Genomic DNA, 13,253 nt, shown 5'->3' with positions numbered 1-13,253 from the left:
GCTTTACTCAAAAATATTTTTTAATGCTACTGAATTATTATAATAATTTTCAAATTATTTTCATCTAATAAGAGAGAGGGTAAAATATCTGGATCACTAAGTTTAACTACTTTAGTAATATACTTCAAATAATATTGCTGATTAGCGTAAACTATCTCACTAGCCTCAATGAAGTCTGTAGGATTATAGATTATTGAACCCTTAATCGTCAGCTCTCTTCTTATTAACGAATCTCTGTGAAAGCTTAGTACTTCATTTCCTAAGCCAGTTATGACGATTTCAGACTTAGAAGGGATGAGATCAAGGGCTGACTCTATCTCTCCTATACTCTTATTATCTCCTACGGTATCAAGAACGTTTATTGCCTTATTGCTTAAGGCTTCCCTTATGGAAGGAAAAGCCCTTATACCTATCATCCTAGCTAACTCTAACTTCCTCTCATTCTTCTCCACTGCTACCACATCATTAAAGCCTAAAATTCGAGCTGTCTCATATGCTAGACTACCCGTTCCACCCAAGCCTATAATTACTGACCTTCTATCCTTTTCCTCGAACTTCTTGAGAGCGTGAATCCCTACAGCAACTGGCTCAATTATTGGGCCTAATATTTTCTGTAGGTCTTCTGGAAGTTTTAGGAGAAATCTTGGATCAACCATCATATACTCCGAGAGTCCCCCATCAGTTCTAACTCCTATCATCACCTTGTTCCTACACGCATTAAAGTTCCTGTTTAAGCAGTCAATACATTTTTCACAAAAATAATTTGGATAAAGTGCCACATAGTCTCCAACTTTTAACTCATTTCCAGCTATGTCAATACCATTTCCCTCCATTACAATTCCGGCTATCTCATGACCTAGAGCAATAGGCTTCTCTAACTTATATTTGCCTAATAGAATTGACTTATCAGTTCCGCAAACGGAATAGAAGATGGGTTTTATTTTGATATGTCCCTCCTTTAAAGTCTCATCTTGCATCTCAACTTTCTTAAAACCTTTTCCGTCAAATATTATTTTCCACGTCATAAAGAAGAGAAATGATAAGACAAATATAACGCTATTTATATCATCTTAACTTTTTAACGCCCTTTGAATTCTATCTTAAAAGTCTATCTCGAAGAAGATATTCCTCTCATATAGGTCCTATAAAAGTAGGAAAGTGAGATTAGGATCAAGACAGAACTTAAAACATACTCTGAGCTTGCCGAGACGAATTGGAACATGAAATTCCCTAGAGGGAAACCTATTAGGCTACCTAATGCTGTCGATGATTGAGTGAATCCAAAGGCACCTCCCCTATTTCCAGATGATATGCTCTTACTAAGTAACGTCAAAATCGAGTTCTGGACTATTCCATTTCCTATTGCTATTGTAACTAATGATATATATGTTAAGTTTTGATTGATTGGAAATAAGAGAAGAGCGTAAGCGAAAAGGGACACTAATAGACCAATCACTGTTGAAACCTTCTCCCCTACTATTCCTATTAATCTATAGACTAAAAGGAATTGTACAATAGCCTGAACTGTTCCTACTATTCCTAATATTAGTCCTATTTGTTGAGGACCCCACTCGTAAAAATACTTTCCGTAGAAGGCTAAAGTACCTTGAAGAATTGCGAAACTCAAGGTAACCGTAAGTATTAAAATGAAGAAAGAACTCGACATTTTGAGAATATCCTTTAAAGAGCTTTGCTTGATGATAACTCCAGTATTTTCATCCTTTAAAGTTAATAAAACTGATAGTAAGTTAATTAAGCTTAAAATCGACACTATAATGAACGTATTCCTATATCCTAAAGGGGATAAAGCACCGCCCATGATCGGACCAGCAACAAATCCCACACCAAATGAGCCGGATATTATTCCTATATTACGAGATTTCATTCGTTCCTCATCCATGCTAGTTACATATGAAAGTATTACGGGTAAATTACTCGTTAAAGAGCCTGTTATGAATCTGGCTAAGAGTAATAGGTAGAAAAACGGGGAAAGACCTATTATTAAATACCCTACTACTTCTGAGCTTATTCCTAATAAAAGTACGGTTTTCTTGCCTCTTATATCGGATAATCTACTTATATATGGTGAGAAGATTAATTGACCAATAGAATAGGCAACTGTAAGTAAGCTAAACTCAATTGGTGTTGCCCCTAATTTCAACGAATAGTAAGGAAGGATTGGGATTATAATACCAAAACCAACCGAGTCTAAAAAAGCTGTAAGAGCTAGAGTGATTAGCGTTCTTCCTTCAGCCATAGGAGTAGCTATTTCTTAACGAATTTAAGACTGTTTTAGTTTTAACCTAATAGAAAACGTAAGTTAGCTTATCTCATGCTATTAAGCCAACTGTTTTTAAGCTGAGAATCAGATTTTATAGCGTGGATGAGACTGATAGAGAAATAATCTTTAACCTACTAAAGAATGGTAGGGTTTCTCAAAACAAATTAGCAAAGATAGTCAATTTAGCTCCTCCATCGCTTAATGCTCGGTTTAAAAGACTTATAGATGAAGGAATAATAAGGGATTTTAAGGTTTTCATAAATCCTAATCTAATTAATAAATACTTCGCGTATTATGCTTTCCCTAACTTGAGGGAAGCTCACTCTGATAAAATTTTCGTCAAGTTTAATTGTCTAGAGAACTTCAACGTATATGGGTTTTTAGGTAATAGCATAAACGAAATAAGGGAAACGGTGAGAGGGATTGAGGCTGAGGTAGGGAATCCGATAATGGAGTATTTACCTCCTCAGAGTCCTTTAAAACCAAAGAAATTACATTTGCTTCTTTTAAGAACGTTGGTTGAAAACCCTAGAGCTGAAATGGGTGAAATAGCTCATGCCTTGAACCTTAAGGTCTCTAAAGTTAAGAGGTTAATGAGCGAACTTAAAGGGGTGACTATTATTCCAGAGGTGGATCTCATAAAGGCGGATTCTCTTCTCCTAGGAGTATTCACTAAGAAAGTGGATGAAATAAGGAACATCACGAATAGGTTTTCAATTATTACTATAAGTGGAGTATTAGGTGGAGTTGACGTAAGTTTCGTGGGATCAATAAGGAATGCTAAAGAGATAGTTGATAAGGTTAGGGGAGTAGATCCTCAAGCCCAAGTTATGTTAGTATATAATTATGAGATAAGAACAGATACTAGGAATCTAGAGTTGGAGTAGCTATTAAACTCTTTTAAAAAATTTTATGGAAAAAATAACTTTAAACTCAGTTATTGATTAGGCAAATCAATTATTTAGATGATTACTTTTTTATCTCAAAATTGTAGACGTCAATTGTTCAATCCTTTAATTCCCTTTTCAACTCCTAAAATTGCTAACATGGCTGGGAAATATATTGTCCTTATTATAAATGTGTCGATAACTAGGGATAATATGAAGGCGATACCTAACTGCTCCAAAAATCCTACTGGAATTAATGCTAAAGCTCCTAAAGAGCCAGCTAATATAAGTCCAAGTGAGGTAACCACTATCCCCGTCCTCGCTATAGCTAACTGTATTCCTTTTTCCTGTCCATACTGATTGACCTCTTCAATTACTCTGGATATTATGAAAACAGTGTAATCGTTCCCTAAACTCATTAGTATAACAAACAATATTACCGGTATGAGATAAATTATGGGTTCATGAAGTATGAAGGTAGATATTGCGTAAAGTAAACTTGTAGTCCAGGTTATACTTATTATGACACCAGAAATTGAAATTAATGGAAACTTCCAAGACCTAAATGAAACTCCTATAATTAGTGCGACAAACAATGTGATCAATATTTCCAATTCTCCGAAATTGTGAGAAGCTACAGTCCTTTGATCTATTACCGCTGAAGTTAAACCTCCAACTAGTAGACTGTGATCTTGCTTAAGAATGTTAACTGTCCTTATAGCGTTTGCAGAAAAAGGATTGTAAGAGGTATAAGCTATAAACAAGATATACTTATCGTTAATAGTGAATGCTGAAACGTTAGTGTTATTAGTTATGTTCCTACCATTAACATATGGTCCGTATACGTTTGTTATTCCGGGAGTTGAGAGTATCTCTTTAGCAGTATTTATAATCTGCGTATTTGTAACACTTTCGTTTATCTTCATTAAAATGACTATTGGATAAAGTTCATTAGCCCCAAACTTACTCTCTATAAGATTCAAAGCCTTAACAGAGGGAAGGCTATTTGGTAACCCAGCGTTAAAATCATAAGTAGTTGGAACATTCAAGAATAATATAATTGATGGTATTGCTAAGGCTATGATTATTGTAGCAATAACGTATTTTCTCCTTACCGATACATTGCTAACACGGTAAAATATTGAACGTTCTAATTTTTGACTACTTATATTACTCAGCCCCTTGATGGAGAACACTTTTTTGCCAGTCACCGAAAGGATTGATGGTAATAGAGTAAGTATTAATATAGTTGATATCACTACAGCTGAGAATAAGACCAATCCCCAGCTTAAGAAATTAGGTATTAAGGAAAATGCTAATAGACTTATTCCCACAGTTAGCCCACTTACTAATACAGCTCTACCTCCTTTACTAATCGCTATCTCTAAAGCTTTCTTATCCTCCTTACCCTCTCTTAACTCTTGCCTAAATCTTGCCATAATGAATACGACATAATCCGTCGTAACTCCTACTAATACTGCCGTCAGCGTATAATTTACTACATAATTTACTTTCACTACTAGACTACCTACTAGGAATATAGCCACGTAACCAATTAGAGTAGTTATAGATATGAATAATAGAGAGACTAATGACGCTTTATAAGACCTCAATGTTATCCCTACTGCTATGGCTAAAATTATGAAAACGAGCCCGAAGGCAAACGCGTTCTTGGAGCTAATTTGCTGAGTCTCATAAGCTATTGCCCCTTCACCGGTTAAGGTAGCATTATTTCCAAAGAATTTTTGCATTATAGTTTTTACATAAGGATATGCCTCTTGGGATGGAGTGTTCCCATTTGGAAGTACATATCCTGAAGATTTATTGAATATGATAAATATCAAAAAAGTAGTATTATCAGTACTTACATATCTTGACGTAATGAAATTAGGAGCACCTTTAAGCCCATTTTCTTCTATATACTGAATTGAATATAGATGAGATTCTGTTGTGTTATGAAAAACATTAGATAATATATCATTAAGAAAGGAAATATATTCACTGAAGGGAGATTGAACTTCTGATAAATAAGGTATATTGGCTTTAAGTAAAGAGTCTTGGAAGGATAGGGTGGCATTGCTTACATATGGTGAGAAAGGATTTTCTTGAACGACCACTATTAATGTGTCATTATTGTATGACGTTCCATTCAGGATGTTTGTGACTATTGCTGACTCACTATTTGCAGGTACATTTTGTTCATTAGAGTAAGTGATATAGTGACTGTAATTCATTACAGCTGGTATCATTAATAAGATTAATACTACCCATAAAACGATCCATTTCCGATTTAATAGGAAATTTAATGACATAATGATTGCTATGTGGACACACATTAAACACTGTCTTAGTGTGAATCTAAGAAAGATTTATATATATGAAAAATTTTACGCCAAGTATAATAGAAAGGGAAAAATATCAAAAATTTCCTCTCTCATGCTTAAAAAATTTTTATCCAAAAAAGAGTATGTGTGGATATGATGCCGTCGTAAAGGTGTAAACTATAAAATGCAATAATTTATTAAAATCCAATTCATCAGCAAGTTGATGTAAACGTTTAAGAGAAAACGTTAAATGTTTAATTATTAATTATTAATTATGGTTGGAAGGATAACTACAATATCTGTTTCTGATAGTGTAAAAGAAATCTTAGAGAGAGAAAAGGGTGACATGAACTGGGACGAGTTTTTATTAATCTTGGTTAATGAGTATAAGAGAAAGAAAAGAGAAGAGGGACTAAGGGAATTAATGAAAATCTTGACTGAGGATGATATCAAGGAAATAGAAAAGAGCCATGAAGAGATGCATGAGGAATTTAAGTTATGACTCTCATAGACACTTCAGTCATTGTCGAGATATTAAAAGGAAGATTAGAGGCTATTGGTGATTCATTATCCATTATTTCTATGATGGAAATTGGAAGGGTTATAGATGACGAGAAGAGAAAGAAAACTTTTGAGAAGTTAAAGGAGATTTATTTAATATACCCTATTGATGAAAGGGTAGCAATAGAGTACTCTAAACTTTATTATGAGTTGAAGAAGAAGGGAGAGATAATGTCTGATCTAGATCTAATCATAGCCTCTACTGCTAAGGCTTACAATCAAAAACTAATTACGAAAGATAAGGACTTCCTTAAGGTAAGGAATTACGTAGATGTTGAAATTATTTAATTACAATCATATAAGAATTACTCATAATAAAAGCAAGAACAAAGAAACATTGAACTTACTTTATCTAATTTTTTTCTAAAGGTTAAGATGGGAATAATAGCTATTACAATAGTTAGTTTGTATTTAATAAAAGTGAACAACTTTCCTTTTGTGAGTAAGGTTTATTAGTTTTGTAAACTACTTATAATCATGGACTCTACAATAATGGATTATAATTTAAATATCAAATCAATATTTTGGAGAGCTGAGAAACTTTTCTACAGTCAAGAGATAATATCAAGGACTCATGAAGGAGTAAAGAAATATACTTATGCAGATTTCGCATTGAGAGTTAAAAAATTAGCGAGATTACTCAAAGAGAAGGGATTGGAAAAAGAGAGCGTTGCATCTATTGCTTGGAATACTCACAGGCATCTTGAAGTTTATTTTGCAGTTCCTATGCTAAATGGAGTTTTACACACTGTCAACGTTAGGTTTCACACAAGTGAAATGGATTATGTGATAAAGGAGATGAGAGACAAAGCTGTTTTCATGGATAAGGATATAGATTATAAAGGGGACTTACCCACTTTTATTTTTGATGAAAAATATGATGAAGAGGTGGATTCTCAAGAACCATTAGATAGTTTCCCAGACGTAGATGAAAGGCAAGGTGCTATAGCGTGTTTTACTTCAGGAACTACTGGTAAGCCAAAAGGAGTAATTTATAGTCACAGAAGTGTCTTCATACACTCTTTGTCCTTACTAGCTAAGGATGTAGTGGGAATATCCTCAAGTGATACTGTAATGCCTATAGTTCCCATGTTTCACATCTCAGCATGGGATATACCATTTGCCTCACTGATGACTGGAGCAAGACTAGTCTTGCCCGGACCAAGACCTAAGGCAGAGGATATAGTAAATCTGATTAAAAGCTTTAATGTAACGATAGGTGTTGGAGCTCCTACTGTTTGGATTGATGTCGTGAACTACGCAGAAAGAGAGAATATTAACCTATCCCCCTTAAAAGTTGTCGTAACTGGAGGAGCCGAACCACCTCTAGGCTTAATCAAGAATCTCAAAGAGAAGTTTAACGTTAAAACAGTTCACGCGTGGGGTATGACGGAGACTGAGGCTATTGCGACCGTAAATAGGAGCGATGACGTAAATAAATTAGTGGAACAAGGTATTCCCATACCAGCATTTGAGATAAGCTTAATAAGCCCTGATGGCAAGGAATTGCCTTGGGATGGTAAATCTGTAGGAGAATTAGTAGTTAAAGGAGCCTTCGTTACGAAGAGGTATTCTAATACTGATGCGAATGTCTTACATAACAATGAGTGGTTTAGGACTGGTGACGTGGCTAAAATAAACAAAGACGGTAGTATCAAGGTTGTTGATAGGTTAAAGGATTTAATAAAGAGTGGTGGTGAATGGATAAGCTCTGTAGACTTAGAGAACGCGATAATGTCTTATGACAAGGTTTTAGAGGCTGTAGTAGTTGGGATACCAGATGAGAGGTGGGGAGAGAGACCAGTAGCCTTAGTAGTTAAAAAATCTGGTGTTAACGTTACTGCTGAGGAAATCATTGAGTATTTGAAGTCTCTGAATAAGTTCGCTAAGTGGCAATTGCCAGACAAAATAATATTCGTTGATTCAATACCTAAGACTAGTACGGGGAAATTGGATAAAAAAGTAGTGAGAGAAGAAATAAAGAAGTTATTAATGAAATGATAGTTACGCTTTTTTCTCATGAAAAAGTGCGTATACAATAATAAGCTAAAATATCCAAGTTTAACTTACCTTAAGGAAGTTTATTAATAATAGATGATTAAATTTCAATAATAGATCATATTTAAGACAAAATACTTTAGTAATATTCAAAAAAGTGAAATTATTATTCACAAATAAAGATAAGGACCATGAGGAATTCATGAATTGAGTTTTCTATCTACTTGCCGAGTATATTATTTATAAGAAATACAGTATGTTAGATTAGATGAAAAATTTTAACTGAGTTGATAAAAGAACGGCAAACCTTTTAAGGCAGGGTAAGGTTTTTAAACTCTTTCTCTCATAAAACTCCCTTCTGGTCAACTTCATAAAGATGAGGAGCCGATCATTACTCCTGCAATACCATAGCGTCACTACAAGTTAGACTATTCCCAAATCGCTATCAAATCGGTGAGCTGACATAACTGGAAAACTGTGGACTGACCTCCTCTTTGCCTTTAAGGGCTTGCCGTTATTTTATCAACTACGAGAGGGGGGACAGTTCTTCAAATAAAAGAAGCTGATCTAAAAAGGTACTCAAGTATATCTTTAATAGCTACTTAGAATATATTACAAACTCATCTCCTCTTCTTAAAGGTTTTTCCTCATTTTGTTAAAAAATTTATTATACAATTTTAACCTCTTTCCCTCACTAGTAACATTACTATTCCTGCGAGGAATGCGAATAATGCCATGGCATATATTCCCGGCAAGAAGGAGCCCGTAAATGTTTTCAGAAATCCTACTACTATTGGTCCTACTATTCCACCTAAATTTCCTATAGCATTTATTAAACCAATAGACGCTGCTGCACCTTCTCTTTCCAATGCCTTCTGTGGTACAGCCCAGAAAGGAGAAAGGAAGCTATAAATGCCTATTGCAGCAATGGCAAATAATATGAAAGATAATACTACAATGCTGGCACTAAGGGCACTTAACGCTAGTCCTATCCCAGCTATCAAAAATACTGCAAAAGTTATGAATTTGTGATTTTGATGTCTATCTGAATATCTTGCAATGAAGACTAAGGATATTGACGCTATTATATATGGTATTATCGATAAGAAGCTGGCTATACTAGCATTAACTTTTGCTATATTACTTATTATTGTAGGAAGCCATATAGAATAGCCATACAAGCTCGTAACGCCTAAGAAATAAACTATTGCTAGTAATATTACGTCTCTAGACGCTAAGGCTTTGGTCCACTTAACTTTAATCTTACTTACTGATTCTTCCTTCATAGCTTGATCTAATGCTTCTTTTTCATCTTTACTTAACCATTTAGCATCTTTAGGAAAGTCTGTCAACAAAAGATAGGCTATTAATGCACCTATTAATGCTAAAATTCCCTCATACCAGAACAAGTACCTCCAACCTGGGTAATCTCCATATACTGCAAATATTGAACCCGCTACTAAACCACCGATTATTCCAGAAATCGGAATAGCTGCATTAAATATACTATTCGCAAATGCTCTTTCCGGCTTCAAAAACCATAAACTCAAGTAGAACATAACACCAGCATAGAATGGACCCTCAGCGATACCCAATAAGAACCTCAACACTTCAACTTGTGGTACACTGGTTACGAAACCAGTTAAGATAGTTATTATCCCCCAAGCGGTAAAAGCAATTGCGAAAATCCTCCTCACACCATATTTATTAACACCCAAATTTGAGAATATTTGAGGTATGAAGTATCCTACGAAGAATAGTGATGAGGCTAGAGACGCTATTACTCCTACCTGTTTTGCTGGAACCCCTAAATACTGGAACATCCCTGCATCTATCGCATATGAGATGTTTACTCTGTCGAGGAAGTTTACAAGATATAAAAATAAAAGTACTGGAAGTAGTCTAACTAACCTTTTAGGTCTTGACATTTCTATTAAGGATTTCATATTTGTTAGTACACAATTATGCTTAATAAATTATTCTAGGAAATTATAAGAACATCAGTATTTATTTTTTATTCTGCAAATTAATCAAAACAACATTACTAATGTCTTCATCACATCTCGTGACTCTCTCTGGATAATAATGACTGAATTATTTAAAATTCCCTAACTTGTATGAAATATTAGGAGTTAAACCAAATAGACACTCTACGTATTCTAGGATACTTACCACGCTTAGGGTTCTTAAGCCAACCCTTGTATATTGCTATAGCGTTTCTGTAACAATCTTGAGCCTAGGGTGAAGGTTATAACTCTCTTTTAAAACTTCATAAATAACCTTATGAACCTCCTTAATTAAGTTCTTGTCAAGCTTACTTTCCCTTTAACTAACTAAGCACATATCTTAATCCTTTTCTTTGAATAAGGATGATTAGGGGGGAAATCAGTAAGCTTAGTGTGCCTCGAATCCTAACCCAGCCTTCTTAGCTCCCCTACTCATAGACGAGGAGATAGGGAAAAGAGTTCATATACTTTGTTATCCCCGCTATGAATGGCGAGGCTTTCATTAATTCGTAAATGTAGACGTGAGGATTTGGAATTTAAGAAAGCCTAATGCGTAATTGAGATTTTTCATGTATAATGATATAAGCTTTACTGTTAGCACAGTTGATTGCCTTTCAAAGCGGATTCATGAACTAAAGAGAATCGGAGGTAACTACGAGCCCGTGATAAGTAGCTTTAATAAGAGAAAACCTCTTTAACTTTTTGCCAATCCTTATAGGACAAGTATATTTCTTTAACTTCACCGTTCTCCACTTCTACCTTAATCTTTACCTCATCTCTTAGAAGACCTGCATGTAAGGCAGCTTCACCCCTTTTATCATAAATGTCTTTAGCTACTCGTTGATTACCATAAAGTTCATCTAACATAATCTCTTCTCTTAGCTCTCTAATTTTCTCCTTAACCTTATCATAAAGTATTCCCAGTTCTTGATCTATTATCTTATAAGACGTATCAGAGAAAGACTTGTACACTTTATCATTAAGCTTCTTCAGAAAGCTAAACCTTACCGGTATTTCACAGGAAGAACTTACGCAAAGCTGGTATATTGCACTTAACAGAATTGATAGATAAACACTGTCAGCATCGTTTTCGCATTTATATTCAATCCTCAACTTTCTCTCCTCATACTTTATCTTGACGTCCAATCCTTTAACCTCTCTACCTCTATATTCGAATAAGGAGTAAACTAATGCAAGAGGAGAGCTCAACTTCAATGTGTTATACGCTATCTTTAGAGCAGTATCGGTCACATTAACTTGCCGAATTCTAGGCATCTCCTCTGTGAAGGGATTAGTCAATATGTATTTATCTAAGCTAGCTGGAACATAGCTGTAAAAGTCTACCTTTATCGGCTTCTCACTTATGACAGAGATTATTGATGCCAAATCCCTACTCACTGTAGAGGTTAATGTAGCTAAATGTGGTTCGCTTAACGTATTATCCACTATTATACCTTCCTCTGGAGGTTCTTCCTTTAGTCTATCATAAAGGCTAATTATTCCTGCTATATACATTAAGGAGAGATCTGAGATGGACTCGAACTTCGTAATCGGAAGATCTGACTTCACACTAATACTAGTACTAGATGGTAAGACAAATACCTCAGCGTTTATCCCATCCTTTTTAGCTATACATGATATATAATCTCTCACCTTCTTGACTAACTCAGCATAAGAGTTTACCTCATCTTTTAGCCAAATAGCTCCGTAATCTTGAAGGTCTAAATAAGCGTTTACCTTTTCTCCACACTCTATTGCGTATTGATTTATTATCCTCTTCTCCTTCTTAGCCGTAAACAGTACTGAGTCTTGGACTAGAATGTAAACTTTTTCTACCTCCTCGCTTAGAAGTTTTAAAGGTGTTAAGCCCTTTACTCTCTTGTTTACCTTCTCATAAGTTACTTCTCTCCATGAAGATGGATTTCCCCATGAAGTTATCAATACTTTATTCATACTCGCTATAGATATCAAAAGAATAAATATTTTCTGACAAGTTAATTTCACTTTTAGCTTTCTGTAACATTCTACATATTTAACAAAAAATAAGACTTTCGTTTAAACTGTTCATTTTTCACTCTCAATAGCTCTTAAGGCTGCAGCTCTAATCCTCCCGTCCTCATCCTCATTATTCGCTATCTGGATAAGTAAGTCCTTCTCTTTTAATTCGCTGAGAGAGTTTACCACAGCCGATCTAACTTCTGAGCTCTCATCCTTTATCATAACCCTCAATATCTCCCTAACCCTAGGATCCTTAAACCTCCATAAATGCTTAACTGCAGTAGCCCTAATTGTTGCTACCTCACTCCTTATACCCTTCTCTAAGACAAAGTTAAAGGAGTCATCGTCAGCAAAGTACGATAGTGACTCAATGACAGCTGAGGATATAACATGATTATGACTTGGCTCCTCAAAGTAAGACTTAATTAATTCTTTAAATCGAGTCAAACCAATCTTTCCAAGAGAGATTATTGCATCAGCTTTAACGTAATAACTCTTCTCGTCCTTGAGAAGGTTAGCTAAGAACTCTCCACTCTCTTGACTATACTTAAACTCACCTAACGCTTTAACTACTCCTCTTCTAGCCTTTGATGGTTCTACCCTTATTGAAGTTAAGTATTTTAAAGCTTCTTCATTACCAATCTTACCTAAAGCCATGGCTGACTCATACTTAACTCCCCAAAACTCATCCTTTAGTAACTCACCTAATGCTGATAATGCCTTGACGCTTGTAAACCTAGTCAAACCGTTTATCGCATTTATTTTACACATTATATCCTTGTCCCTACTCTCCTTTATCAGCATCTCCTCACCCTGCATATCATTTGTTACTTTAAACCACTTAAACTTGGGGTCTAGGCATACGTATTCACCCTCTTCCTCAACTTCTCCCTCTCCTTCTATCGTTAAAATTTTTTCACTTCCATCCCTCTTCATAACCCTAACCTCTAGAAACATGTCGTACTTTATATCGCCAGTTTGTTCTATCTTGATCCTCTTACCGTCATAATGAACGTTAACTATTGGATGACCTGCAGTATAAACGTACTGGTCAAAGAACCACGTTAAGTCCTCATTTGCCACCTCTTCCATTGCCTTTCTGAAGTCCTCAGTATCCACTGAGGAGAACTTGTATTTTTCTAAATAGTTCTTTATCCCCAGTTTAAACTTGCTGTCACCTAGGTAGCTTCTTAGGGTG

At 35.2% G+C, this 13,253-nt stretch carries 10 protein-coding genes; 4 read left to right on the top strand and 6 right to left on the bottom strand.

All coding sequences use genetic code 11. The features are described 5' to 3' along the window. Window positions 1-26: 26 nt before the first annotated feature. Entirely contained in the window at window positions 27-1,025 is a 999-nt protein-coding gene (locus tag DMP16_RS00050) for an alcohol dehydrogenase catalytic domain-containing protein (protein ID WP_143576787.1), read from the bottom strand. Between the two features lie 83 nt (window positions 1,026-1,108). Continuing rightward, entirely contained in the window at window positions 1,109-2,257 is a 1,149-nt protein-coding gene (locus DMP16_RS00045) for an MFS transporter (RefSeq protein WP_069284318.1), read from the bottom strand. A gap of 122 nt (window positions 2,258-2,379) precedes the next feature. On the opposite strand from DMP16_RS00045, the gene DMP16_RS00040 reads away from it, so the two are divergent. Continuing rightward, window positions 2,380-3,168 carry a winged helix-turn-helix transcriptional regulator gene (locus DMP16_RS00040; protein ID WP_069284317.1) on the top strand — a complete coding sequence of 263 codons (789 nt, stop codon included), beginning with the start codon at window positions 2,380-2,382 and terminating at the stop codon, window positions 3,166-3,168. A 110-nt stretch (window positions 3,169-3,278) separates the two neighbouring features. On the opposite strand, the gene DMP16_RS00035 is transcribed toward DMP16_RS00040, so the two are convergent. Continuing rightward, on the bottom strand, window positions 3,279-5,402 hold the full coding sequence (locus tag DMP16_RS00035) for an MMPL family transporter (protein WP_255446745.1): 2,124 nt from the start codon (window positions 5,400-5,402) through the stop codon (window positions 3,279-3,281). 364 nt (window positions 5,403-5,766) lie between these two features. On the opposite strand from DMP16_RS00035, the gene DMP16_RS00030 reads away from it, so the two are divergent. The 3 genes from DMP16_RS00030 (at window position 5,767) to DMP16_RS00020 (ending at window position 8,054) form a co-directional block, all read left to right on the top strand. Beyond that, the gene (locus tag DMP16_RS00030; protein ID WP_069284315.1) at window positions 5,767-5,994 is read left to right on the top strand and encodes an antitoxin VapB family protein; all 228 of its coding nucleotides are present in this window, start codon (window positions 5,767-5,769) and stop codon (window positions 5,992-5,994) included. Further along, window positions 5,991-6,341 carry a type II toxin-antitoxin system VapC family toxin gene (locus DMP16_RS00025; protein ID WP_069284314.1) on the top strand — a complete coding sequence of 117 codons (351 nt, stop codon included), beginning with the start codon at window positions 5,991-5,993 and terminating at the stop codon, window positions 6,339-6,341. Before DMP16_RS00030 ends, DMP16_RS00025 begins: the two co-directional genes overlap by 4 nt. A gap of 189 nt (window positions 6,342-6,530) precedes the next feature. Continuing rightward, window positions 6,531-8,054, top strand: a complete 1,524-nt coding sequence (locus DMP16_RS00020) for a long-chain fatty acid--CoA ligase (RefSeq protein WP_069284313.1) — start codon at window positions 6,531-6,533, stop codon at window positions 8,052-8,054. A 674-nt stretch (window positions 8,055-8,728) separates the two neighbouring features. Here DMP16_RS00020 and DMP16_RS00015 read toward each other — a convergent pair. From DMP16_RS00015 to DMP16_RS00005, 3 genes are all read right to left on the bottom strand, one after another. Continuing rightward, window positions 8,729-9,997 (bottom strand): MFS transporter, encoded by a 1,269-nt coding sequence (locus tag DMP16_RS00015; protein ID WP_069284312.1) that lies wholly within the window; start codon window positions 9,995-9,997, stop codon window positions 8,729-8,731. Window positions 9,998-10,732: 735 nt separating this feature from the next. Beyond that, window positions 10,733-12,010: a hypothetical protein gene (locus DMP16_RS00010; RefSeq protein WP_143576785.1), complete on the bottom strand. Its 1,278-nt coding sequence runs from the start codon at window positions 12,008-12,010 to the stop codon at window positions 10,733-10,735. Between the two features lie 111 nt (window positions 12,011-12,121). After that, window positions 12,122-13,253: HEAT repeat domain-containing protein (locus tag DMP16_RS00005; RefSeq protein ID WP_185957789.1), on the bottom strand; the 1,132-nt coding region annotated here is incomplete at its 5' end.

Source organism: Sulfolobus sp. B1 (assembly GCF_007050195.1).
Taxonomy (GTDB): Archaea; Thermoproteota; Thermoprotei_A; order Sulfolobales; family Sulfolobaceae; genus Saccharolobus.
Note: the sequence above shows the minus strand (reverse complement) of the source record. Positions and strands in the feature narration are given on the sequence as shown.

Excerpts from the sequence above, each read along its gene's own strand:
- DMP16_RS00050 (WP_143576787.1), bottom strand. The coding sequence starts at position 1,025 with ATGACGTGGAAAATAATATTTGACGGAAAAGGTTTTAAGAAAGTTGAG.
- DMP16_RS00045 (WP_069284318.1), bottom strand. The coding sequence starts at position 2,257 with ATGGCTGAAGGAAGAACGCTAATCACTCTAGCTCTTACAGCTTTTTTA.
- DMP16_RS00035 (WP_255446745.1), bottom strand. The coding sequence starts at position 5,402 with ATGAATTACAGTCACTATATCACTTACTCTAATGAACAAAATGTACCT.
- DMP16_RS00030 (WP_069284315.1), top strand. The coding sequence starts at position 5,767 with ATGGTTGGAAGGATAACTACAATATCTGTTTCTGATAGTGTAAAAGAA.
- DMP16_RS00025 (WP_069284314.1), top strand. The coding sequence starts at position 5,991 with ATGACTCTCATAGACACTTCAGTCATTGTCGAGATATTAAAAGGAAGA.
- DMP16_RS00020 (WP_069284313.1), top strand. The coding sequence starts at position 6,531 with ATGGACTCTACAATAATGGATTATAATTTAAATATCAAATCAATATTT.
- DMP16_RS00015 (WP_069284312.1), bottom strand. The coding sequence starts at position 9,997 with ATGAAATCCTTAATAGAAATGTCAAGACCTAAAAGGTTAGTTAGACTA.
- DMP16_RS00010 (WP_143576785.1), bottom strand. The coding sequence starts at position 12,010 with ATGAATAAAGTATTGATAACTTCATGGGGAAATCCATCTTCATGGAGA.